Source organism: Kitasatospora herbaricolor, assembly GCF_030813695.1.
Classification (GTDB): Bacteria; Actinomycetota; Actinomycetes; order Streptomycetales; family Streptomycetaceae; genus Kitasatospora; species Kitasatospora herbaricolor.
Genome location: NZ_JAUSVA010000002.1, coordinates 8,510,341 through 8,536,094, shown reverse-complemented (window position 1 = coordinate 8,536,094; position 25,754 = coordinate 8,510,341). Strand labels below are relative to the sequence as shown.

Annotated in this window: 8 protein-coding genes and 1 pseudogene; 2 read left to right on the top strand and 7 right to left on the bottom strand. The window is 74.2% G+C overall.

The window, feature by feature from the left end:
- Positions 1-221 precede the first annotated feature (221 nt).
- Positions 222-2,708: an RICIN domain-containing protein gene (locus J2S46_RS36875; RefSeq protein ID WP_191294652.1), complete on the top strand. Its 2,487-nt coding sequence runs from the start codon at positions 222-224 to the stop codon at positions 2,706-2,708.
- Between the two features lie 110 nt (positions 2,709-2,818).
- Here the strand turns inward: J2S46_RS36875 and J2S46_RS36870 are convergent, their stop codons facing one another.
- The 7 genes and pseudogenes from J2S46_RS36870 to J2S46_RS36840 all read right to left on the bottom strand — a co-directional run bounded on the left by J2S46_RS36870 (position 2,819) and on the right by J2S46_RS36840 (position 24,285).
- Entirely contained in the window at positions 2,819-4,897 is a 2,079-nt protein-coding gene (locus J2S46_RS36870; protein ID WP_191294651.1) for a hypothetical protein, read from the bottom strand.
- A 237-nt stretch (positions 4,898-5,134) separates the two neighbouring features.
- Positions 5,135-6,862 (bottom strand): ricin-type beta-trefoil lectin domain protein, encoded by a 1,728-nt coding sequence (locus J2S46_RS36865; protein ID WP_191294650.1) that lies wholly within the window; start codon positions 6,860-6,862, stop codon positions 5,135-5,137.
- A 610-nt stretch (positions 6,863-7,472) separates the two neighbouring features.
- Positions 7,473-8,534, bottom strand: coding sequence for an LLM class flavin-dependent oxidoreductase (locus J2S46_RS36860; RefSeq protein ID WP_191294649.1), 1,062 nt, complete (start codon positions 8,532-8,534; stop codon positions 7,473-7,475).
- Between the two features lie 154 nt (positions 8,535-8,688).
- Positions 8,689-11,829, bottom strand: a pseudogene (locus J2S46_RS36855) (type I polyketide synthase); the annotation flags it as partial.
- Positions 11,830-11,911: 82 nt separating this feature from the next.
- The gene (locus J2S46_RS36850) at positions 11,912-22,432 is read right to left on the bottom strand and encodes an SDR family NAD(P)-dependent oxidoreductase (protein ID WP_307352487.1); all 10,521 of its coding nucleotides are present in this window, start codon (positions 22,430-22,432) and stop codon (positions 11,912-11,914) included.
- A gap of 210 nt (positions 22,433-22,642) precedes the next feature.
- Positions 22,643-23,674: a 3-oxoacyl-ACP synthase III family protein gene (locus J2S46_RS36845; RefSeq protein ID WP_191294605.1), complete on the bottom strand. Its 1,032-nt coding sequence runs from the start codon at positions 23,672-23,674 to the stop codon at positions 22,643-22,645.
- Positions 23,675-23,745: 71 nt separating this feature from the next.
- Positions 23,746-24,285, bottom strand: a complete 540-nt coding sequence (locus J2S46_RS36840) for an allene oxide cyclase barrel-like domain-containing protein (protein ID WP_229913418.1) — start codon at positions 24,283-24,285, stop codon at positions 23,746-23,748.
- A 332-nt stretch (positions 24,286-24,617) separates the two neighbouring features.
- Between J2S46_RS36840 and J2S46_RS36835 the strand changes: the two genes are divergently transcribed.
- A complete protein-coding gene (locus tag J2S46_RS36835; RefSeq protein WP_307352482.1) occupies positions 24,618-25,748 on the top strand; it encodes a cytochrome P450 in 1,131 nt (376 codons plus the stop codon).
- The last annotated feature ends 6 nt before the right edge of the window (positions 25,749-25,754 follow it).

The following is a 25,754-nucleotide window of genomic DNA, read 5'->3' as shown; positions in this document are numbered from 1 at the left end:
TCACATGATGACTGTGACTCGCATGAGTGATCGCGCGCCGGGCCCGCCCGCGGCCCGTCGAGCACCCGTGCCGACAGGCGACCCCGCCGGACGGACACGCACCGATCTCATGGCCCGCGGCAGGACCCGCGCACCCGCCGCGTCGACCCGTTCGGATGCCCCGGTGGCGCCGGCTCGCAGAGCCCTGCTCGGGCGGACCGTCAAGAAGAAGGAGTTCACCGATGCCAGTTCCCCAGGTGAGAAGGCTCGCCGTCGCGTTCGTCGCCACCGCTCTGGCGGTGGCCGGCGGCACGGCGGCGTCGCCGGCCCCCGCGGCGGCGGCCGCACCCGCCTACACGGTGACCGTCGGGACGACCGGCTCCTACGGGCACCCGACCGACACCCCGGCCAGTCCCTACATCGACAAGGACGGGACGTTCTGGTTCCAGCAGTCCGCGGCGCTGTACGGCACGAACGAGCCCCGCTACTGGGACTTCTTCACCGGCACCAACCTCGACACCGCCACCCGCTCGACCGCGACCAGCAACGCCGTCAACCCGGCCAACGCGAACGACAAGAACAACGACACCACCTGGCGGTGCAACAACAGTCCCACCGGCCTGACCTCGACAGCGGCCCCCGCGGGATCGGGCTACGCGCAGAAGAACTACTGCGACCTGTCCGGCGTGTGGGTCGACCCGGACACCGGCGACTGGTACGGACTGGTCCACAACGAGTTCACCCCGCAGCCGTTCGGCGACGGCCTCCACTTCGACGCCATCGACTACGCGCTCTCCAAGGACCAGGGCCGGACCTGGACCATCAAGGACAAGGTCATCACCTCCCCGTACAGCACCGCGCGCAACGACACCGCGGCCTTCCCCAACAAGACCTATTACTACGGCGACGGTGACCAGCGCCTCCTGGTGGACACCGCCTCGGGCTACTTCTACGTCTTCTACGGCTCGCGCCTCGTGGACAAGTCCGGCGGCTGGAAGGCGTTCCACGAGCACGTGGCGCGAGCACCGATCGCCGGCAAGATGGCGCCCGGCACCTGGCAGAAGTGGTACGACGGCGCCTGGTCGCAGCCCGGTGCGGGTGGCAAGGAGAGCAACCTGGTACCGGTCACCGGCGCGGGCGACACCGGCTACACCCCGGCGGCGTCCGAGTACAGCCCGGCGAGCACGGGTACCGTCAGCGAGCAGGTGGCGGCCGGCAAGGCCCCGGCGACCTCCCCGCTGTTCGTGATGGACGTGACCTACAACGCCTATCTCGGGCTGTACATCGGCGAGCCCCAGCAGGTCGACCAGAGCGGCAACGCCCCGCGGCAGTTCTACGCCACCGCCGATCTCGCCACGCAGAAGTGGACCCTGATCGGCGACACCGGCAGCTACCACGACGCCTCGTGGTACCGCTGGTTCCTCGACGGTGCGAACAGGACCAGCTCCACCATCGTCGGCAAGACCTTCCGGGCGTACTGCTCGATCTCCTGCGCGAGCTCCTCGGGCGAGTACGCCAACATCACCATCGACTCCCCCACGCCCGCCGCGGCGCCCTTCGACCCGGCCAAGACCTACAGGATCGCCAACGGGTCCGGCCGGATCCTCGCCCAGACCTCCGGCGGCGCCACGACGACCTCACTGGCCACCGGCACCGGATCGGCCCTGGAGGCCTGGTCGTTCACCTCCAACGGCGACGGCTCGTACCGGATCGGCAACTCCTCCACCGGCGGGCTCCTGGGTGTCGACTCCTCGGCGACCTCGGGCCGGGCCTGGGCAGCCAGGCCGACCGTCAACGCGCCCGGAACGGGCGGCCCCACGGTCGGGCAGCAGTGGTTCGTCATCGCCGACAAGTCCGCGACGGGCGCCAAGGACGGCACGTACCGCCTGGTCAACCGCTACAGCGGCCTGGTGATCGGCCTATCCTCGGACACCACCCGGCTCACCGAGACCACGCCCGCCCGCTACTGGACCAACAGCACGGGCAACTCCGTCGGCGGCACCCGTGCCTCGGACGACCAGACCCTCACCGTGACCGCGACCGGGACGGCCGCCGAGACCGTCCTGGTCACCGACCCCGGCTCCCGGACCGGCACCGTGGGCACCGCGGCCTCCGTCCAGATCGCTGCCGCCGACTCGCAGAACAAGGCTCTGACCTTCTCCGCGACCGGCCTGCCCGCCGGGCTGTCGATCTCCTCCTCCGGCCTGATCACCGGCACGCCGACCACGGCCGGCACCTCGACCGTGACGGTCACCGCCTCGTCCGGCACGGCCGCCGGCTCGGCCACCTTCAGCTGGACCGTCAACCCGGCCGGCACCGACCTCACCGGGACGCACACCGTCGTGACGGGTGGCAAGGCGCTGGACGACCCGAACCACAGCACGGCCGCCGGCACCCAGCTCATCACCTGGACCGCCAACGGCGGGACGAACCAGAACTGGCAGTTCACCCGCCAGTCGGACGGCTCCTACCAGCTCGTCAACGGCCTGTCGGGGCTCTGCGCCGACGTCAGCGGCGGCTCCACCGCCGCGGGTGCCCAGGTCATCCAGTGGACCTGCACCGGCGGCGCGAACCAGCGCTGGATCCTCACCAAGCAGACGAGTGGGGCGTTCACCGTCGCGTCCGTCAGGAGCGGACTGCTGCTCACCACCGCCTCGACCTCCGACAACGCACCGGTGACCCAGCAGGCGAGCAACGGGTTGGCCACCCAGCAGTGGACGATCCAGTGAGCGCGGTGACCTGACCGCCTCCCCGGCACGACGCGTGGGGGCCGCCTCCTCGGGCGGCCCCCACGTCGGCCGACGCGCCGTGCGACACAGGTCCAGGAGCAACCCCGGGATCAGATGGCGGCCAGGGCGGCGCGCAGTCGCTCGTCCTCGCGGATGATGCCGCCCGCGACACCCGAGCCGACGATGCGCCGGTCCCTCTCCGCGAGTTCGGCGACGCGCCGCCGCTGGTGGACGCTCAGGGCGGTGGCGCCGAGGGCTTGGAGAGCCTCGCAGGCGCCGGGGACGTCCGCTCCCGTCTCGGCCGAGTGGAGAGCCGCTTCGGCGAGTCGGACGGGGTCGACGGCGTCCGGGCCGGCGACGGCGAGCAGGGCGAGGGCCGCGGCGGGCGCCTTCTCGGGGTCGGCGAGCAGCTGTTCCACTCGGGGGATCAGGAGCCGGGCGCCCGCGCCGAGGAGGGCGGCGGCACGGAGCGCGCGGACGACGGTCCACCGGTACCAGAGCTGGTTGCCGGCGGTGCGGTCGAGGACGGAGGCCAGGATCGTGACGGCTTCCTCGGCATCGCCGTCGATCTGCCACAGGGCCGTGGCGACAGCGATGTCGCCGTCCAGTTGCGGGACGGTCGTCCCGCCGTCCTCGCCGACCGCCGCCCGCAGGGCGGGGAGCAGTCCGACGGCCGCCGCGCCCAGGGCGGCGGCGCCTTCGGCGGCCTCCGCGCTCACGCGCGGGCCGGCGAGCGCCTCGGCGACGGCGTCGAGCAGGACGTCGGTCTCGGCGGTGAGGTCGTGGTGGGCCCGAGCCACCGCCAGCGAACCGCCGGCACCCCGGAGCACGCTGCCGGCCCGCTCCCGCTCGGCCTGCGGACCTGCGGCGGCGACGGCGGTGATGGCGGTGGCGGCGTACGGGAATCCGGGCAGCACGGCGTACAGCTCGGGCAGGGCGGCGGCCGCCTGCGGACCCCACCGGCGCAGCAGGTGGACCAGTCGGGCCGTCTCGTTGTTGTCGAGCCCGGCCGTGGCCAGCCGGGCGCGGACGGCGGCGAGCAGGGCCGGGTCGTAGGGGAAGCGGGGAGCCTGGAAGTCGGCTGCGGCGGCGAGCGCGCGGGGGCGTCGGTCGAGGTCCCCGGCCAGCAGCGGGGCGGCCTGGCGGGGCGCGACCCGGACCAGCGCGGCCAGCGCATCGTCGGCCGCCTCGTCGTCGGGTCGGGCGGCAAGTCCGGCGAGGACGGGCGCGGCCTCGGCGCCGGCCGGGCCGAGGCCGCCGAGCAGGGCCGACGCCTGGGGCGCGGCCGCGAGCGGGGCGATGGCCGGGACGAGCCGTTCCGGGGCGCTGCGGGAGAGGTGGCAGGCGCGGTGGGCCGCGGAGAGCGCCTCGGCCCGTACCTCGGGGTCCTCGTCGCGCAGGGCGGCGTCCAGCAGCGCGAACGCGCTCTCGTGGTCGGCCTCGCTCTCGCGGTGCAGCAGGGTGTCGACGATCGCGGGCAGCGGGTCACGGTGGTGCAAGCTGTAGCGGTCGACGGTGAATTGGCGGGCGGGCAGCAGGCCGAGCGCGGCGTCGTGGTGGGCCTGGGTCCACGGCTCCGCGGCGTCCAGGGCTATGCGGAGCGCGGCCAGTCGCAGCGGCGCGGGCGTGGCCGGGCCGAGCAGCGCGGGGGCTTCGACGGTGGCGCCGGGGAGGTCCACCCGGCCGAGCGCGACGAGCAGTTCGGCCCGGACGCCGGGATCGGCCTCGGCCGTCCACCGCCCCCGCAGGGAGGCCAGGGCGGCATCGGCGTCCCGGGTGTGGCCGAGTGTCCAGGCGGTGACCAGCCGGACGTCCACGTCTTCGTGTGCCAGCAGCGTTGTCAACAGCGGGATCTGATCGGCGACGGCGCTCCGGACGGCGCCCGGCGCGATCTCCCATTCGTCCTCGCTCTCGGCCAACCCGCCGAGCAGGCACAGGACTTCGGTCGCTCCGGCGCCCGCTGCCACGGCGATGCGGGCGAGGTACGGGACGGCGTCCACGCTGGCGGGGTACACCGTGCCCTGGTGGAGGATGCACGAATACAGCTCGGAGATCGCCTCCTCGGCGCTCTCCCCGCCCTCGGCGAGGGCGCGCAGCAGGTCGGGCAGGTCCTCCGCGGGGCCGTAGGCGTGCGAGACGCGGGCCCAGGGGTGGGCGTCCAGGCCGGCGAGGGCGTCAGCGAGATCCATGGACGCGATCCTCGCAGCCGGGTCCGACAGAACGGCCGGGCGGCCGGGCGGCCGGCTCGTTTCCCGTCCCCCGCTCCACCCACGCCCGCTTTCGGCGCAGGTGGAGCGTGCGCTGCTGCGGGGCGGAGCTGCCCCGCAGCAGCCACGACCGCGCCGGCCGGGCAAGGGCCGTGCGCGAGGTCGCGGAGGGCGGTCTCCGGCCGCCCTCGCCGTACCCGGCTGCAGTCCCGCGCCGGCTCAGGCCAGGGAGAACTTCTGGGCGCCGGAGCCGTTGCAGTCCCAGATCTGCAGCCGGGTGCCGTTCGCGGTGGCTCCTGACGGGGAGTCGATGCACCGGCCGCTGGTCGGGTTGGACAGCGAACCGTCGGCGTTGGCGACCCAGTTCTGGTAGCCGCCGCCGTTGCAGGTGGCCAGTTGGAGCTGCGTGCCGGCGGCGCTGTTGCCGCCGGCGATGTCCAGGCACCGGCCCAGCGTGCGCAGGGTCTGGCCGCTCCAGGTCCACTTCTGGTCGAGCGAGGTGGCCTGCTGGCAGTCCCAGAGCTGGACGGCGGTGCCGTCGCCGCCGGTGTCCTCGCCCGCCACGTCCACGCACTTGCCGCCCGGGCCGTAGATCGGGGTGCCGATGGTGAACTTCTGGGCGCCGGAGCCGTTGCAGTCCCAGATCTGCAGCCGGGTGCCGTTCGCGGTGGCTCCCGACGGGGAGTCGATGCACCGGCCGCTGGCCGGGTTCCGCAGCGAGCCGTCGGTCTGCCGCACCCATGACTGGTAGCCGCCGCTGTTGCAGGTGGCGAGTTGCAGCTTCGTCCCCCCGGCGCTGTTGCCGCCGGCGATGTCCAGGCACTTGCCGAGGGTCTGCAGGGTCTGGCCGCTCCAGGTCCAGTGCTGGTCCTTGGCGCCCGACTGGCAGTCCCACAGTTGCACCGCGGCGCCGTCGCCGCCGACGTCGTCGCCTGCCACGTCCACGCACTTGCCGCCGGGGCCGGTGATCGTCCGGCCCGTCGCCGAACCGCCTCCGCCACCACCGCCGGGGCCCTTGTTGTACACGGCCACCGAGTCGATGACCAGCTTGCCGCCCGAGACCGTGGCCGCGTTCGGGCCCCCGCCGTAGGCGTCCGGGAAGCCGCCGCCGATCGCCAGGTCGTAGATGATGAAGAACGGGTGGTCGATCGCGTTGGCCCAGGTCGCGGCGTCCACCTGGCCCGCGTTGACGGTGAAGAAGTTGTTCCCGTCGAGGTAGAACCGGATCTGCTCCGGCGACACCGAGCGGTCGATCTCCGTCGCGTAGTCGTGGAAGCCGGTCTGGCAGCCCGGACAGGCGCGCTCGCCCGAGCCGATGCCGGTCGACTCGTTGCACGGACCGCCCGGGTTCACCCCGCAGTGGATCGTACTGAAGACGGAACCGCGGCCGTTGATGTCCTCCATGATGTCGATCTCGCCGGACTTCGGCCAGGTCACCCCGTCGCGCAGGGGTGCGCCGAGCATCCAGAACGCGGGCCAGTACCCGGCCCCGTTGGCGGTGTTGACGTTCGGCTGCTGCAGGACGGACTCGATGCGCACGACTCCGCCCGCCGGTGCGCCGAAGTTCGCCGACTGGGTCTCCACGCGCCCGGAGGTCCATCCGCTCCGCGGGTCGGAGCCGGAGTGCAGGGCCTGGAGGACCAGGTGGCCCTGGCCGTCGTAGTAGACGTTCGAGGTGCTGCTGGTCATGGTTTCGATCTCGCCGGTGCCGAAGTTGCTGCCCGGCCCGGTGTCGTACTTCCACAGGCTCTGGTCGATGCCGGCCCCGGACGCACCGTTGAAGTCGTCGCTCCAGGTGAGCGAGAAGCCCGACGGGGTCGGGGGCAACGCCGCCTCGACGTTCGCCGTCCCGACGACGGTGGCCGCCACCGTGACCGCGACGACGGGTATCAATGAGAGCGCTCTCTTCCACGCGCGGCGTCGTGGCCGCGCCATGAGAAATGTCATGGATGCATCATGGTGATCGGGCACCCGTTCGACAAGAAGCCCGACGCATTCATCTTCCGGCGGCCTCGCGCACTCGTCCCGCACAGCGACCCGGAGAGACTGCGGGGCGCCCGTTGCGACCTGGAACCGGCGTGCCACTCCCGACCTTACCCCGAACCGGGTGCCAGCAGTCTTCCAAGGTCACAACTCCCTTCCACGACAGGGTGGTTCGCTCGTGGTCCTGCCCGGGGAGTCGCACATGCAACAACGGGCACGACGGGTCGGCATGCCGGCCGCGGGTCCGGCCCTGTCACTGGTGACGGCGGCGGCAGCCCTGGGACCGGCCGCCGCGGCCGCCGCGGGCCGAGGCGGCGGCTCAGGCCCGCCGTCCCGTCGGCGGGACGGTGATCGGGCACCGACGCACCGGTGCACACCGCCACCGACGCCGACGCACCGACGGCCGCCCCCTGACCCGCGTCACCCGGCCGGTCCGGCGACCGCGGTCACGCCGCCGGATCCCCCTCACTCCACCCCGGCCGCACCGTCCGTTCCGCCGGCGCCCTGCCTCGCGGCCGGGGTGGACACCAACGCCGGACGCCGCCCGGGACCGTCCGGGCGGCGCTCGGGCTTCTCAGGAGGCCGGGACCGCACGGTCGGCGACGGGCTGCTCCGCCAGGGCCGGGATCACGTCGGAGGCGAACAGCCGCATCGACGCGAACGCGGTCTCCGCGGGCAGGGTCCCGTACTCGAAGGCGGCGTTGACCTGGGTGACGCCGGCGGCGGCGAGCTCCCGGAGCTGCTCGACGATCTGCTCGGGCGAGCCCGCAAGCAGCCGCTGGTAGGCGAGTTCCTCGTCGGCCGGATCGATGGCGGCGGGGATCGGCGGGACACCGCCGGTCGGATAGGCGCCCTGGGCGAGCGCCCGGGAGGTCTGGATCTGCCGGGCGACCTCGCGGGCGGCCGCCCGCCGCCCGGCCGGATCGGTGCCGACGTGCACGAAGCGGTTGACGGCGTACTGGCGGCCCTGAGCCGCCACGCCCTCCTCGGCCGCGAGCGCGGCCACCGTCCGCCACTGTTCGGCGACTTCCTCCGGCGTCGACAGGGCCAGACCCAGCAGGTGGAAGCCGCGCCGGACGGCGTGGCGGGTCGACTCCGGGCTCACGGCGGCCGCCCAGACCGGTGGGTGCGGGGCCTGGAAGGACGGCGGCAGCACCGAGACCGGGGCGTCGATCCGGTGGAACTCCCCCTTGTGGGTGACCTCGGTCTCGGTGAGCAGCCGCAGCGCCAGATCGACGGACTCCTCGTAGGCCGCCCGGCTGCTCTCCAGGTCGCGGCCGAAGCCGAGGAACTCGTGCGGCTGGTAGCCGCGCCCGATGCCGAGGTCCAGCCGACCGCCCGAGAGCTGGTCGAGGCTGTTGACGTCGGCGACGAGCCGGACCGGGTCCCAGAGCGGCAGCACCAGGATGCCGGTGCCGATCCGCAGGTCGGGGGCGAGCGAGGCGGCGTGTCCGAGCAGCAGCAGCGGTGAGGAGCTGAGGCTGTAGCCGGAGAAGTGGTGCTCGGTGACCCAGATCCCGGCGAAGCCCTTGTCGTTGGCCCATTCGACCTGGCGGCCGAACTCCAGGTACTTCTGCCGTGCGGACGCGCGGTCCACCGAGGGCGAGATGCTCAGATAGGTGATTCCAAGGCGCATGACCGGGACTCTCTCCTCGACGACGGGTACGGGTACGGCTACGAGTGCGGCTACGGGTACGGGTGACGTGCGGGACTGCGGATCCGACGGACGAACGGGCGACGGACGAACGGGCGACGGACGAACGGGCGCCGGGCGAACGGGCGCCGGGCGATCAGGCCGCGGGTGCGGCGGCGCCCAGCAGCCCGTGCAGGTGCGCGGCCAGTTCGGCCGGGGTCGGATGGTCGAAGGCCACCACCGGGCGCAGCTCCAGGCCGGTCGCCGTGGCCAGCCGGTTGCGCAGGTCCAGGACGCTGAAGGAGGAGAAGCCGATGTCCTGGAAGCGGTCCTGGTCACCGATCTCCGCCGGGTCCTCGTGACCGAGGGCGGCCGCGGCCTGCTCCCGGACCAGCGCCAGCAGCAGCTCGGTGCGCTGCGCCTCGGCCGCCTCCTCCCACTGCCGCCTCAGCGCGCCGGGGTCGTCGGGGGGCAGTCCGCCGGCGGCCTTGGCGGGATGTCCGCCCTCCACCCGGGCCGAGGGCCCGGCCCCGGTCGGGAGGGGCGTGGCCAGCCAGTGGCGGTCCGCGGCGAACGGATGCCCGGGGACGGTGTCGGGCGCGCTGCGGGGCCCGGGGCCGGGCGCCGGCCGGGCCGGCCGGCTCACCGGCAGGCCGTGCACCTCGGCCCCGGCGAGGACCGCCGCGAACGCCCGCGGCTGCGGCAGCTCGCGCCGCTGCGCCGCCAGGTGCACCGCCTCCGGATGGACGACGGCGGTGAGCGCGCTGAGCGTGGCGGTCGGGCCGATCTCCACGTACGCGGTGATGCCGAGCTGGTCGCGCAGGCTGCGTACGCCCTGCTCGAAGCGGACGGTGGCCCGGATGTGCTCGGTCCAGTGGTCGGGGCCGGCGATCCGCTCCGGGTCGGCGGGCTCGCCGGTGAGGTTGCTGATCACCGGCAGCCGCGGCGGCCGGTAGGAGATCCGGGCCGCCTCCGCACGGAACCGCTCCAGGACCGGGTCGAGGTGCGCGGAGTGGAAGGCGTGCGAGACCGTCAGCCGGCGGGTGCGCAGGCCGATCCCGGCGCAGGTCCGTTCCAGGGCGGCGACCGCCTCGGTGTCGCCGGACACCACGGTGGACGCGGGGCCGTTGACCGCGGCGAGGCCGAGCGCGTCCCCGTGGGGTTCGAGCAGCTCGACGACCTGCTGCTCGGCTGCCAGGACGGAGAGCATCGCCCCGGCGCCGGCCGGGAGTTCGTCCATCAGCCGGGCCCGGGCCGCGACCAGGGCGGCCGCCGACTCCAGGTCGAACACGCCGGCCAGGTGGGCGGCCGAGATCTCGCCGATCGAGTGGCCCAGGACGGCGGCCGGCGGCGCGAGCCGGGTGCCGAGCAGCCGGGCCAGGGCGCTCTGGTGGGCGAACAGCGCGGGCTGGGTGTAGCGGGTGCGGTCCAGCAGGGCGGCGTCCGGGGTGCCCGGTTCGGCGAACAGGACGTCCCGCAGCGGGCGTTCGAGATGCGGGTCGAGCGCGTCGCAGGCCTCGTCCAGGGCTTTGGCGAACTCCCGGTACTCCGCGTACAGTTCGCGCCCCATCCCGGCCCGCTGGGAGCCCTGGCCGGAGAAGGTCCAGGCCGTCCGGCCGGGGAGCCCCGCCGTGCCGCGCACCAGCGCGGGGTGGGCGCGGCCGGCCGCGAGGGCGTGCAGGGCGGGGGCGATCTCCTCCGGCTGGTCGGTCAGCACGGCCGCCCGGTGGGGGAAGCGCGCCCGACCGTGGGCGAGCCAGTGGGCGGTGTCGCCCGGCACCCGGTGGGCGCCGGCCGCCGCGTGCGCGGCGAGGGCCAGCGCGTGGGTGCGCAGGGCCTCGGGGGTACGGGCGGTGAGCAGCCAGGGCAGTTCGGCGTCGGCACGCGGGTCGGCGGCCTCCTCCACCGGCAGGTCCTCGTCGGCCTCCGGTCCGGGTGCCTCCTCCAGCACGACGTGGGCGTTGGTGCCGCTGATGCCGAAGGAGGAGACGGCGGCCCGGCGCGGCCGGCCGGTCCGCGGCCAGGGCACGGCCTCGGTGAGCAGTTCGACGGATCCGGCGGACCAGTCGACGTGCGGGGTGGGCGCATCGACGTGCAGGGTGGCGGGCAGGGTGTCGTGCCGCAGGGCGAGGATCATCTTGATCACGCCCGCCACCCCGGCGGCGGCCTGGGTGTGGCCGATGTTGGACTTCAACGATCCCAGTCGCAGCGGCCGTTCGCGCTCGCCCTGCCCGTAGACGGCGAGGACCGCGCCGGCCTCGATGGGGTCGCCGAGGGTGGTGCCGGTGCCGTGCGCCTCGACGGCGTCGACCTGTTCGGGGGTGAGCCGGGCGTCGGCCAGGGCCTGCCGGATCACCTCCTCCTGGGCGGGACCGCTCGGGGCGGTGAGCCCGTTGCTGGGCCCGTCCTGGTTGACGGCGGAGCCGCGCAGCACGGCCAGCACCCGGCGGCCGTTGGCCCGGGCGTCGGAGAGCCGCTCCAGCAGCAGCAGGCCGACGCCCTCGGCGAGTCCGGTGCCGTCCGCGGCGGCGGCGAACGGCTTGCAGCGCCCGTCCGGGGCCAGGCCGCGCTGGCGGCTGAACTCCAGGAAGACCCGGGGGTGGGCCATCACGCAGGCGCCGCCGGCCAGCGCGAGGTCGCTCTCGCCGGACCGCAGGGAGCGGGCGGCGAGGTGCATGGCCACCAGTGAGGAGGAGCAGGCGGTGTCGACGGTGAGGGCGGGCCCGAGCAGCCCGAAGTGGTAGGCGAGCCGGCCGGAGGCGATGCTGCCGGCGTTGCCGGTCATGAAGTGGCCGTCCAGCTCGCCGTCGACCTCGTGCGGACGGGGTGCGTAGTCCTGCGCGATCATGCCGACGTACGCCCCGGTCCGGCTGCCGCGCAGCGCGGCCGGGTCGACGGCGGCGGACTCGAAGGTACGCCAGGCGGTCTCCAGCAGCAGTCGCTGCTGCGGGTCCATCGCCAGCGCCTCGCGCGGCCCGAGGCCGAAGAAGGAGGCGTCGAACTCCCCCGCGCCCTCGATGAATCCGCCCTCCCGGGCGTAGGAGGTGCCGGGGTGGGCCGGGTCCGGGTCGAACAGCGTGCCGAGGTCCCAGCCCCGGTCGTCGGGGAACCCGCCGACGGCGTCGCGGCCGTCGGCGAGCAGCCCCCAGAGTTCCTCGGGGGTGCGCACCCCGCCGGGCAGCCGGCAGGCCATCCCGACGACGGCGATCGGCTCGTGCGCGCGGTCCTCCAGGCTCTGGATGCGGCGCCGGGCCTGGCGCAGATCGGCCGTGGCCCGCCGCAGGTAGTCGCGCAGCTTGTCCTCGGCGACGGCGGCGCCGGTCGTGGTCGGTGCGGTCGTGGTCGGTGCGGTCGTGGTCGGTGCGGTCGTCCCGGGCATCTCAGAACTCCGTTCCGGGTCGGTCGAACTCGTCGTCCAGGGCGGCGAACAGTTCCTCGTCGGTGGCCGTCGCCAGGTCGGCCGCCGACTCGGCGGCGGTTTCGGCCGGACCGTCGTCGAAGCGCCAGAGCAGTTCCCGCAGCCGCCGGCCGACCGCGCCGCGGGTGCCCTCGGCGGCGGCCAGCGCCGGCAGCAGGGCCTCCAGTCGGTCGAGTTCGCGCAGCAGCGGGTCGGGGCCGTCGTCCTCGGGGGCGAGGGTGCGGTGCAGATGACCTGCCAGGGCCTGCGGGGTGGGGTGGTCGAACACCGTGGTGGGAGGCAGCCGCAGTCCGGTCGCCGCGCCGAGCCGGTTGCGCAGCTCGACGGCGGTCAGCGAGTCGAAGCCGATCTCCTTGAACGCCCGGTCGTCGGCGACCTCCTCGACGGTGCCGTGTCCGAGGACGGCCGCGGCCTGCGAGCGCACCAGCCGCAGCAGGGCCTCGGCCCGGCCGGCCGCGTCCAGGGCGGCCAGGCGCGTCGCCAGCGACCCGGGTGCCCCGGCGGCGGGCCCGGCGGCGGCGCTGCGCCGGGCCGGGGCGCGGACCAGGGACCGCAGCAGCGCCGGGACGTCGTCCGGACCGGCGTCGGCCCGCAGGTCGAACCGGGCCGTCACGACGGCCGGCCGCCCCGTCCGCCGGGCCGCGTCCAGCAGCGCCAGGCCCTCGCGGTCGCCCAGCGGCACCAGGCCGCCGCGGGCCAGCCGCGCCCGGTCGGTGCCGTCCAGGTGGCCGGTCAGACCGCTCGCCTGCTGCCACAGGCCCCAGGCGAGCGAGGTCGCGGGGAGGCCGTCGGCGGCGCGGCGCTGGGCGAGGGCGTCCAGGTAGGCGTTGGCGGCGGCGTAGTTGGCCTGCCCGCCGCCGCCGAGCACGCCGGAGACGGAGGAGAACAGCACCAGGTCGGCGAGGTCCGCCTGCCGGGTCAGCTCGTCCAGGTGTCCGGCCGCGCGGGCCTTGGGGCCGAGGACGGCCGCCAGCCGCTCCGCGTCGAGGGACTCCAGCACGCCGTCGGCCAGGGCGCCGGCGGCGTGCACCACCAGGGTGAGCGGGTGCTCGGCGGGGACGCCGGCGAGCAGTTCCGCCAGAGCGTCGCGGTCGGACACGTCGCAGGCGGCGACGGTGACCTGCGCGCCCAGTCCGGTCAGTTCGGCGGCCAGCTCGGCCGCGCCGGGGGCCTGCGGTCCCTGCCGGCCGACCAGCAGCAGGTGACGGGCGCCGTGCTCCCGGACGAGGTGGCGGGCGGTCAGCGCGCCGAGGGTGCCGGTTCCTCCGGTGACCAGGACGGTGCCCGCCGGGTCGAGCGGCGCCGGGACGGTGACCACGACCTTGCCGGTGTGCCGGGCCTGGCCGAGGTGGCGGATCGCCTCGCCGGCCCGGGCGAGGGGCCAGACGGTGACCGGGGGCAGGGTCAGCGCGCCGCTCCCGAACAGTGCCAGCAGTTCGGTGAGGAGTTCGCCGATGCGCTGCGGCCCGGTCTCCAGCAGGTCGAAGGCGCGGTACGTCACCCCGGGGTGCTGCCCGGCCACGGTGGCCGGGTCCCGCAGGTCAGCCTTGCCCATCTCGACGAACCGGCCGCCGCGCGGGAGGAGTCGCAGGGAGGCGTCGACGAAGTCGTCGGTGAAGGAGTTCAGCACCACGTCCACGCCCTCCCCCGCCGTGGTCCCCAGGAACTGCCGCTCGAAGTCCAGCGTGCGCGAGGAGGCGGTGCGGGCCGGGTCGATGCCGAGGGCCGCGAGCGTCTCCCACTTGCCGGGCCCGGCGGTGCCGAACACCTCGGCGCCGAGGTGGGTGGCGAGCTGGACGGCCGCGATGCCGACCCCGCCGGCCGCCGAGTGCACCAGCAGCCGTTCGCCGGGGCGCAGGGCGGCCAGGTCGACCAGCGCGTAGTAGGCGGTGAGGTAGGCCGCGGGCACGGCGGCGGCCTGGGCGAAGGTCCAGCCGTCGGGGATGCGTGCGAGCAGCCGGTGGTCGGTGACCGCGACCGGACCGATGCCGCCGTTCACCAGTCCGGTGACCCGGTCGCCGGGGGCGAGCGTGCTGACGCCCTCGCCGACGGCGGTGACCAGACCGGCCGCCTCGGTGCCGAGCTGTGCCTGGTCCGGGTAGACACCGAGGGTGATGAGCACGTCGCGGAAGTTCAGCCCGGCGGCGCGGACGGCGATGCGCACCTCGCCGGGCAGGAGCGGCCGTTCGGCGTCCGGTGCGGGCAGCAGGGCGAGGGCGTCGAGGGTGTCGCCGGTCGGGGTGAGCCGCCAGGCACCGCCCTCGGCGGGCGGGGTGAGGTCCGGTTCGGCGGGCAGCGGGACGACCGCCGGGGTGAGGACCTCACCCCCGCGCAGGGCGAGTTGCGGTTCGTCCAGCGCGAGGGCGGTGCCCAGCACGTCCGGGGAGCCGGGCCGGTCGTCGGTGTCGAGCAGGGCGAAGCGGCCGGGGTGCTCGGTGGCGGCGCTCCGCAGCAGGCCCCAGAGAGCCGCGGCCACGGGTTCCACCCGGCCGTCGGCGGGGCCGGTGGTGACGGCGTGCCGGGTCAGCACGGTCAGCCGGGTGCCGGCCAGGTGCTCCTGGGCGGGCCAGCTCCGGACCAGGCCGAGCAGCTCGGCGGTGGCCGCGACGACATCGGTGCCGGGCGGGACGGTGAGCGGCAGGACGGCGCCGGCGGGGGCCTTCGCGTCACCCTCGGTGAAGAGCGCGGCCGCGTCGGGCAGGGCCGCGCCGGACCCGAGGACGTGCTCGGGCAGCCGGACCCAGTCCGCGCGGTCCGCGGGGAGCGCGCCGGAGGGCTTCCAGGCCAGGTGGTGCAGCCCGTCCTGGTGGCGGCCGGACGGGCGGGCCGCGGCCAGCGCGCCGGCGGCCAGCGGTCGCAGCGCGATCCGCTCGACGGCCGCGACCGGGCCGCCCGCCGGGTCGGTGGCGGTCAGGGCGACCGAGTCGGGGCCCGTCCGCTCCAGGCGCACCCGGAGCGTGGTGGCGCCGGTCGCGGCCAGGGTGACGCCCGTCCAGGCGAAGGGCAGGGCGGTGGCCGGGGCCTCGGCGCCCGGTGCGCCGTCGGCCAGCAGGCCCGCGGCCAACGGGTGCAGGGCGGCGTCGAGCAGGGCCGGATGGATGCCGTACCGGCCGGCCTCCGCCGCCCGGTCCTCGGGCAGGGCGATGTCCGCGTGGACGACACCGTCCAGCCGCCAGACGGCGCGGACCCCCTGGAAGGCGGGACCGTAGTCGTAGCCGTGCCCGGCGAGCGTGTCGTACAGCGCCGTGGTGTCCACGGCGACGGCGCCGGGGGGCGGCCAGGCGCCGGCCGGTTGCGGCCCGGCGGGCGCGTCGGACTGCGGGACGAGCAGGGCGGTGGCGTGCCGGGTCCACGGATCGTCGGGCCCCGCGGTGGCGGGCCGGGAGTGGACGGCCAGCGCCCGGGCGCCGGAGTCGTCGGCGGGTTGCACGGTGGTCTGGACGTGCACGGCGCCGTCCCCGAGCAACAGGGCCGCCTCCAGGGTGAGTTCGGCCAGCTGCGGGACGCCGCCGCGGTGGCCGGCGTGCAGGGCCAGCTCCACGAAGGCGGTGGCGGGCAGCAGCGGGGTGCCGGTGACGGCGTGGTCGAGCAGCCACGGGTGGGTGCTCGCCGAGATGCGGCTGGTGTAGAGGGTGGTGCCGTCCGTGAGGTCGGTGGTGGCGTCGAGCAGCGGGTGGCCGGCGGTGTGCAGGCCGAGGTGCCCGGGGTCGCTGATGTCGGGGGCGGCGTCGAGCCAGTAGTGGCGGTGCTGGAAGGGATAGGTCGGCAGACCCGGCGGGGTCGCCGGCACCTCCACCGGCCACGTCAGCCGGTGACCGTGCAACTCCACCGCCGCCAACGCCGACAGCAACGGACGATGATCCTCCCGCCTACGCCGCAACGTCCCCGTCACCAACACGTCCTCACGCCCCGCAAGGGTCTCCTGCACCCCCACCGTCAACACCGGATGCGCACTCGCCTCCACGAACGTCGTGAACCCGTCCCCCGCCAACACCCGCACCGTGTCCTCGAACCGCACCCGACCCCGCAGATTCCGGAACCAGTACTCCGCGTCCAACGACCCACCGTCCACCACCCCACCCGACACCGTCGAATAGAACGGCACCGACGACGCCCGCGGACGAACCCCCTTCAACACCTCCAACAACTCACCACGCAACGACTCCACCTGCACCGAATGCGACGCGTAATCCACCGGAACCCGACGAACCCGCACCCCCGCACCCTCACCCCACTCCACCAACCCCGCCACCGCACCGACCGAACCCGACACCACCGTCGACGACGGCCCGTTCACCGCCGCCACCTCCAACCCCCCACCCCACCGCGACAACAGACCCTCGACCTCGACCACCGACAACGGCACCGACGCCATCCCACCCCCACCCGACAACGCCCGGATCGCCCGCGACCGCAACGCCACCACCGCCGCCGCATCCTCCAGACTCAACGCCCCCGACACCACGGCAGCCGCAATCTCCCCCTGCGAATGCCCCACCACCGCATCCACCCGCAACCCCGCCGAACGCCACAACTCAGCCAACGACACCATCACCGCCCACAACACCGGCTGCACCACGTCAACCCGCTCCAACAACACCGGATCGACCAACGCCTCGTCCAACGACCAATCCGTGAACGGCGCCAACGCCCGCCCCGCCTCCGCAAGACGCCCCGCGAACACCGGCGACACACCCGCCAACGCCACACCCATCCCCACCCACTGCGAACCCTGACCCGGGAACACCAACACCACCCGACCCGGCGACCCACCAGCACGCCCCGACACCACCGCCGGATGCGCCACCCCCGACGCCAACGCCCGCAACCCCGCAATCACCTCACCACGATCACCCGACACCACCGCCCCACCAAACCCATGCCGCACCCCACGCACCACCGACCACCCAGCAACCTCCGACAACCCCACACCCGAACCCGCACCCTCCAACCAACCCGCCAACCGACCAGCCGCCACACCCAACGCCACCTCCGACCGACCCGACACCACCACCGGAACGGGCAGCGGGCTCGCGGACTCCTCCGCGGGGACGGCAGGAACGGGTACGGCGGGCGCCGGGGCCGCGGGCACCGGGACGGCCGGCGCCTCCTCGATCAGGACGTGCGCGTTGGTACCGCTCATGCCGAAGGCGGAGACACCGGCCCGGCGCGGCCGGTCGCCCCTGACCCAGGGAACGGGCTCGCGGAGCAGCTCGACGGCGCCGGCCTCCCAGTCGACCTGGGCGGTGGGCTCGCCGACATGCAGGGTGGCGGGAAGCACCTCGTGCCGCAGCGCCTGCACGACCTTGATCACACCGGCCACCCCGGCCGCCGCCTGCGCGTGCCCGATGTTCGACTTGATCGAACCCAGTCGCAGCGGGCGGTCCTCGGGGCGGTCCTGGCCGTAGGCGGCGAGCAGGGCCTGCGCCTCGATCGGGTCACCGAGCCGGGTGCCCGTCCCGTGCGCCTCCACCGCGTCCACGTCCGCCGCGGTCAGCCCCGCCGACGCCAGCGCCGCCCGGATCACCCGCTCCTGCGAAGGACCGTGCGGAGCGGTCAGACCGTTGCTGGCGCCGTCCTGGTTCACCGCCGAACCGCGCACCACCGCGAGCACGGGGTGCCCGTTGGCCTGCGCGTCCGACAGCCGCTCCACCAGCAGCAGGCCCACGCCCTCGGCGAATCCCGTGCCGTCCGCGTCGGCGGAGAACGCCCGGCAGCGGCCGTCCGGGGAGAGCCCGCGCTGACGGCTGAACTCGATCAACGTGTCCGGGGTGGACATCACCGTCGCGCCGCCGACCAGGGCCAGCGTGCACTCGCCCGAGCGCAGGGCCTGGCCCGCGAGGTGCAGGGCGACCAGCGAGGACGAGCAGGCGGTGTCGACCGTCACCGCCGGGCCCTCGAACCCGTAGGTGTAGGCGATCCGGCCGGAGGCGACGCTGCCCGCACTGCCGGTGCCGAGGTAGCCCTCCGCGTCGGGTGCGGAGCCGCGGACCCGGCCCCCGTACTCGGTGTAGATCAGCCCGGTGAAGACGCCGACCGGGGTGGCGCGCAGCGCCGCCGGGTCCAGGCCGGCGCTCTCCATCGCCTCCCAGGAAGCCTCCAGCAGCAGCCGCTGCTGCGGGTCCATCGCGAGGGCCTCGCGCGGGTTGATCCCGAAGAACCCCGGGTCGAAGTCGGCGGCGCCGGCCAGGAATCCGCCGTGCCGGGTGTACGAGGTGCCGGTGTGGTCCGGGTCCGGGTCGTAGAGACCGTCGAGGTCCCAGCCACGGTCCGTCGGGAACTCCGACAGCGCCTCACGCCCCTCCGCCACCAGCCGCCACAGGTCGTCCGGCGAGGCGACACCCCCCGGGTAACGGCACGCCATACCGATGATCGCGAGCGGTTCGTCGGCGGCGGCCCGGGTGCGGACGGGGGCCCGGTCGGCCTCGGCCCGGGTGCCGCCCTCGTGCAGCAGGCCGTGCAGATGCGCGGCGAGGGCCCGCGGGCTCGGGTGGTTGAACACCAGCGTGGGGGGCAGCCGCAGGCCGGTGGCGGCGGCGATCCGGTCACGCAGCTGGACGGCGGTCAGCGATTCGAAGCCGAGGTCCCGGAAGGCCCGGTCCAGGTCGAGCTCCTCGGGAGTGGCGTAGCCCAGCACCGCGGCGACCTCGGCGCGGACGAGGGAGCTCAGCTCCCGCTCCAGCTCGGCCGCGGGCAGCCGCTGCAGGCGGTCGGCGGTGGAGCCGCCGGAGGTGCGGCCGGCGGCGCGGCGGGCCGGGGCGCGGGTGGGCACCGCCGGTCCGCGCGGGGCGGCCACCGGGGAGGTCAGCCGGTCGGGGTCGACCGGGCGCAGGGCGAGGCCCTCGACGGTGAGCACGGGCTCGCCCTCGGGGTCGACGGCCAGGACGCGGAGCGTGTCCGGGGCCGGCCGGTCGAGGCGTACCCGCAGCAGGGTGGCGCCGACGGCGTGCAGGGTGACGCCGGTCCAGGCGAACGGCAGCCGCAGCGCGGGGGCGCCGCCGTCCTCGCCGGGCCGGTCGGTCAGCACGTCGGCCTGCAGGGCGGCGTCGAGCAGCGCGGGGTGGATCCCGTAGCGGGCGGCGTCCGGGTGGGCGCCCTCGGGCAGCTCGACCTCGGCGTAGACGGTGTCCCCGTGCCGCCAGGCGGCCCGCAGGCCCTGGTAGGTGGGGCCGTAGGTGACCTGGACGGCGTCGAAGCGGTCGGCGGCGACCGCGAGGTCGAGCGCGACGGCCCCCGGCGGCGGCCACTGCTCGGGGAAGTCCGCTGCGGTGTCGAGGGGTTCGCCGACGAGGGTGCCGGTCGCGTGGTGGGTCCAGTCCTGCGGACCGCCGTGCTCCGGGCGCGAGTAGACGTCGAAGGTGCGGCGGCCGTCGCTGTCCGCGGCCGGCAGGGTGACCTGGAGGTCGAGCACGCCGTCGGCCAGGGTCAGCGGCGCCGACAGGACGAGTTCACCGACGCTGCCGAGGCCGGCCGCCCCGGCAGCGGCGGCGGCGAGTTCGGCGAACGCCGTCCCCGGGAAGAGCGTGCTGCCGCCGACCGCGTGCTCGGCCAGCCACGGGTGGCTGCGGGTGGAGATCCGGCCGGTGAGGACGAGGCCCTCGTCGTCGGCCCGTTCGACGACCGTGTCCAGGAAGGGGTGCGCGGAGGCGTCACCGCGACCGGTGCTGGTGGGGGCGTCGAGCCAGTAGTGGCGGTGCTGGAAGGGATAGGTCGGCAGACCCGGCGGGGTCGCCGGCACCTCCACCGGCCACGTCAGCCGGTGACCGTGCAACTCCACCGCCGCCAACGCCGACAGCAACGGACGATGATCCTCCCGCCTACGCCGCAACGTCCCCGTCACCAACACGTCCTCACGCCCCGCAAGGGTCTCCTGCACCCCCACCGTCAACACCGGATGCGCACTCGCCTCCACGAACGTCGTGAACCCGTCCCCCGCCAACACCCGCACCGTGTCCTCGAACCGCACCCGACCCCGCAGATTCCGGAACCAGTACTCCGCGTCCAACGACCCACCGTCCACCACCCCACCCGACACCGTCGAATAGAACGGCACCGACGACGCCCGCGGACGAACCCCCTTCAACACCTCCAACAACTCACCACGCAACGACTCCACCTGCACCGAATGCGACGCGTAATCCACCGGAACCCGACGAACCCGCACCCCCGCACCCTCACCCCACTCCACCAACCCCGCCACCGCACCGACCGAACCCGACACCACCGTCGACGACGGCCCGTTCACCGCCGCCACCTCCAACTCCCCACCCCACCGCGACAACAGACCCTCGACCTCGACCACCGACAACGGCACCGACGCCATCCCACCCCCACCCGCCAACGCCCGAATCGCCCGCGACCGCAACGCCACCACCGCCGCCGCATCCTCCAGACTCAACGCCCCCGACACCACGGCAGCCGCAATCTCCCCCTGCGAATGCCCCACCACCGCATCCACCCGCAACCCCGCCGAACGCCACAACTCAGCCAACGACACCATCACCGCCCACAACACCGGCTGCACCACGTCAACCCGCTCCAACAACACCGGATCGACCAACGCCTCGTCCAACGACCAATCCGTGAACGGCGCCAACGCCCGCCCCGCCTCCGCAAGACGCCCCGCGAACACCGGCGACACACCCGCCAACGCCACACCCATCCCCACCCACTGCGAACCCTGACCCGGGAACACCAACACCACCCGACCAGGCGACCCACCAGCACGCCCCGACACCACCGCCGGATGCGCCACCCCCGACGCCAACGCCCGCAACCCCGCAATCACCTCACCACGATCACCCGACACCACGGCCCCACCAAACCCATGCCGCACCCCACGCACCACCGACCACCCAGCAACCTCCGACAACCCCACACCCGAACCCGCACCCTCCAACCAACCCGCCAACCGACCAGCCGCCACACCCAACGCCACCTCCGACCGACCCGACACCACCACCGGGGCGACAAGCTCACCCAGCACCGGCTCCGGCGTTTCGGCAGGCGTCCCGGCAGGCGTCCCCGCAGAGGTCCCGGCAGACGTCCCGGCAGGCTCGGCGTCGTTCGGCTCGGCTGCGGCCGGCTGCACGCTCGCGGGGGCCTGTTCGAGGATCACGTGGGCGTTGGTGCCGCTGATGCCGAAGGCGGAGACACCCGCCCGGCGCGGCTTTCCGGCGGTGGCCGGCCACTCCACCGACTCGCGCAGCAGCTCGACGGCGCCCGCCTCCCAGTCCACCTCGCCGGTCGGCTCTCCCACATGCAAGGTCGCCGGCAGCACCTCGTGCCGCAGCGCCTGCACGACCTTGATCACACCGGCCACCCCGGCCGCCGCCTGCGCGTGCCCGATGTTCGACTTGATCGAACCCAGATACAACGGCCGCCCCGCCGAGCGCCCCTGACCGTACGTCGACAGCAGTGCCCGCGCCTCGATCGGGTCACCGAGCCGGGTGCCCGTCCCGTGCGCCTCCACCGCGTCCACGTCCGCCGCGGTCAGCCCCGCCGACGCCAGCGCCGCCCGGATCACCCGCTCCTGCGAAGGACCGTGCGGAGCCGAGAGCTGGCTGCTGGTGCCGTCCTGGTTCACGGCCGAACCGCGCACCACCGCAAGCACGGGGTGCCCGTTGGCCTGCGCGTCCGACAGCCGCTCCACCAGCAGCAGTGCCGCACCCTCGCCCCAGCCGGTGCCGTCCGCATCCGCGGAGAACGCCTTGCAGCGGCCGTCCGGGGAGAGCCCGCGCTGACGGCTGAACTCCACGAAGGTGTTCGGGGTGGACATCACGGTCGCGCCGCCCGCGAGCGCGAGCGTGCACTCGCCGGAGCGCAGCGCCTGCGCGGCGAGGTGGAGGGCGACCAGCGAGGACGAGCAGGCGGTGTCGATCGTCACCGCCGGGCCCTCGAACCCGTAGGTGTAGGCGATCCGGCCGGAGGCGATGCTCGGCGCGCTGCCGATGCCGATCTGCCCCTCGACCGCCGCGGGCAGCGGGTTGAGGCGGGAGCCGTAGTCGTTGTACATGATGCCGGTGAAGACGCCGACCGGGGTGGCGCGCAGCGCCGCCGGGTCCAGGCCGGCGCTCTCCATCGCCTCCCAGGCCGTCTCCAGCAGCAGCCGCTGCTGCGGGTCGATGGTGCTGCTCTCGCGGGGGCTGATGCCGAAGAAGTCGGCGTCGAAGTCGGCGGCGCCGGTGAGGAATCCGCCGTGCCGGGCGTAGGACGTACCGGTGTGGTCCGGGTCCGGGTCGTAGAGACCGTCGAGGTCCCAGCCACGGTCGGCGGGGAACTCCGACAGCGCCTCACGCCCCTCCGCCACCAGCCGCCACAGGTCGTCGGGCGAGGCGACACCCCCCGGGTAACGGCACGCCATACCGATGATCGCGATCGGCTCCGTGTACCTGGCCTCGGCCTCCTGAAGGCGCAGGCGGGTGTCCTGCAGGTTGGCCGTGACGCGCTTCAGGTAGTCGCGGAGCTTCTCGTCGTTCGACATGCGTGCTCTGCCCTTCGGGAGTTCGCGGTGACGGGGTGCGGGGGACGGGGAGTGCGGGGGAGTGCGGGGGGGGTGCAGGAGTGCGGGGGTGACAGGCGTGCGGGGTCCCGGGTGGGGCCGGGGTCCCGGGTGGGGCCGGGGTCCCGGGTGGGGCCGGGGTCCCGGGTGGGGCCGGGGTCCCGGGTGCTGCGGGTCGGACCTGTCGGACGGTCAGACGTGTTCCAGGGCGAACCCGGACTTGATCCACTTGCTGCTCTCGACCGCGATGGCGGCCACCCGGTCACCGGGTGTGAGCCGGGGCAGCAGCTGCTCCAGCTGGAAGAAGACCAGGGCGTTGCCGGTGTTGGCGGTGTCGCCGACGCAGCTGATCTCCTCGGCGCCGCTGAGCGCCAGCCGTTCGACGATCCGCTTCGTCATCTGGGTGGAGAGCTGCGGCGGCAGCAGATGGGTCAGCTCGCTGCCCTTCCAACCGAGGTCGTCGAGCAGCCGGTGCAGGATCTCCTCGGACAGCACCGGCACCGACTCCTCGATCGCCTTGTAGTCCTCCTGGGCCGACGGCCGGTCACTGTGCCGGTCGACCGGCCCGAACCACTCCAGGACCTGCCCCGGCGGCCGCCCCAGCCCGACGAGTTGGACGAAGGAGGTCCGCACGGCGGTCCGGCCGGCGGCCGGGTCGCCGCTGAGCACCGCGGCCCCCGCGGCGTCGCCGAAGAGCACGTAGTTGACCAGTTCGGCCGGCGGGACGGTGCGCAGGTCGACCGAGAGGTCGTAGTGCTTGGCGATGACGTCCCCGCCCAGGACCAGGGCGGTGCGGTGCCGGCCGGTGGAGAGCAGCTGCCGGGCCAGGTCGAGCGCCTGCACCGCGCCGGAGCAGCCGGACTGCAGCTGGTAGGTGGCCACCCCGTCGATGCCGAGCCGGTCGGCGATCTGGTTCACCGTGGCGGGCATGAGGGAGTCGGGGGTGGCGGTGCCGAGGATGACGAGGTCGATCTCGGCGGGGTCGGTGCCGGCCGCGGCCAGGGCCTGGCGGCCGGCCCGCTCCCCCAGGCCGGCGAGGGTGTCGCGCTGCTCGCCGGTCTCCAGATCGAGGGCGAGGTGGCGGGAGCGGGTGCCGATGAAGACGTCCACCCACTGCTCCCAGAGCGCGTCCATCCCGAAGCGGCGGCCCAGGGTGGCGTTGTCGATGGGCGGGCCGGGCAGCGCGGTGCCGGCCGCCAGGATGCGGATCTCTGCGGGGTCCATACGGTCTGCTCCCGGTGTCGTGGCTCGGTCGTGCGGGTGGCCCGGCGGGCCGGCTCGCGGCCGGCGCCGGCTCAGCGGCGGTAGAGGACGATCGCGGAGGCGTACGACTTGTGGGTCTCCACCGGGCGGAACTGCCGGAAGCCGATGGCGCCGCGCAGCGGCCCCGCCACCGCGACGGCCTTGATGGTCTGCTGCTCGCCGGCGGTGAGCCGGGCGTCGTCGACGACGCCGCCGGTGCGGATGACGGTGCCGTCCAGCAGCCGGATCTCCTCCGAGAAGTAGGCCAGGAAGTTGCCCTCGGGGCCCTTGCGCAGCATCTGGCCGATGCCCTTCGTGGCCCCGAGCAGGACGCCCTTCTGGTCGCGCAGCTCGTAGCGGACGTGGGCGAGGTCGTCCAGGGTGGGCGAGGCGCCCTCGAAGTCCTCGTTGTTGGAGTCGTAGCTGACCAGCGTCTCGACCAGGTCGGTGAGGTACAGCAGGTTCTCGGGCTCGCCGACGGCGGGGTTGGGGCCCTTCGGGCCGAACGGCGGCACCGTCAGCCGGGCGAGCAGCCAGCCCCGCAGGGTGTCGGCGGCGGTGCCCAGCGGGCCGGGAAGGGTGATCGATGCCATGCCACAACTCCGTTCGCGGATATTCCTGAGGCGCCGGAAAGCAGCGCGATGATCACCCTAGGCAGCGTCCCTAAACCGGCCCGGCGTCACCTCTAAATCGTCCCGGCGCCCGTGCTGAACCACCTGCTAAAGCGGCGACAATGCGGGGGTTAATGCCGACCAGATGGGGCGTGGCCCCATTCCCGGCAACAGAACTAGCATGCGCCGGAGATACCCGACTTCTTCCCGGTGGTCATTCCGGGAACGTCCGCTCGGAGGCCGCGTTGTCCGTCAGTTCCGTCGAAGCACCGTCCTTCCCGGTGCGCCGTACTTGCCCTTATCAGCCCCCGGACGTGTACCGCGAGATCAGCGAACGCGGCCCGATCAACAAGGTCACCCTGTGGGACGGCCGCCAGGTGTGGCTGATCACCGGCTACGAGGAGGGTCGCCGCCTGCTGGCGGACGACCGCCTGTCCTCCGACCGCAGTTACGACGAGTACCCCACGATGGCCCCGCACCTGGGGGCCCCGGCGGCCCGCAAGCTGGTGCTGGTGGGCGAGGACCCGCCGCTGCACAACCACCACCGCCGGCTGCTCAACCCCGAGTTCAGCCTCAAGCACGCCCGGGCCCTGCGGCCGGACATCGAGCGGATCGTGAACGGCCTGATCGACGGCATCGAGGAGATCGGTGCGCCCGCCGACCTGGTGGAGCACTTCGCCGCGCCGATACCGTCCCTGGTGATGTCGGCGCTGCTGGGGATCCCCTACGAGGACCACGCCTTCTTCCAGGCCGCCACCGCCGGCATCATGCAGGGCAAGGACCCGGCCAGCACCGAGGCCGCCGCGGCCGAACTGGTGCGCTACCTCGACCGGCTGGTGACCGCGCAGGAGGAGGAGCGCGGCGAGAGCCTGGTGGGCCGGCTGGTGGAGCACGTCGACACCGGCGAACTCTCGCACGACGAGGTCGTGCAGCTGACCATGGTGCTGCTGATCGCCGGCCTGGAGACCACCTCCTCGATGATCCCGCTGGGCGTGCTGGCCCTGCTGGACCACCCCGAGCAGCTGGCGGCGCTGCGCGCGGGCGAGGTGCCGGCGGTCACGGCGATCGAGGAACTGCTGCGGATCACCGCGGTGACCGACTTCGCCGGGGTGCGCTGGATCACGGCCGACATCGAGATCGACGGTCATCTGCTCAAGGCCGGCGACGGCCTGGTGATCTCCTCCACCATGGTCAACCGGGACGAGCGGGTGCACGAGGACCCGTACGCCTTCGACATCACCCGGGGCAGCCGCCAGCATGTGACCTTCGGCTACGGGATCCACCAGTGCCTCGGCCAGAACCTCGCCCGGCTCCAGCTGGAGATCGCCTTCGAGACGCTGGTACGACGGCTGCCGGGGCTGCGGCTGGCGGTGCCCGCCGAGGAGCTGCGGATGCGCCGGACCGGCACGATGCAGAGCGTGGAACGCCTGCCGGTGGCCTGGTGAGGGGGC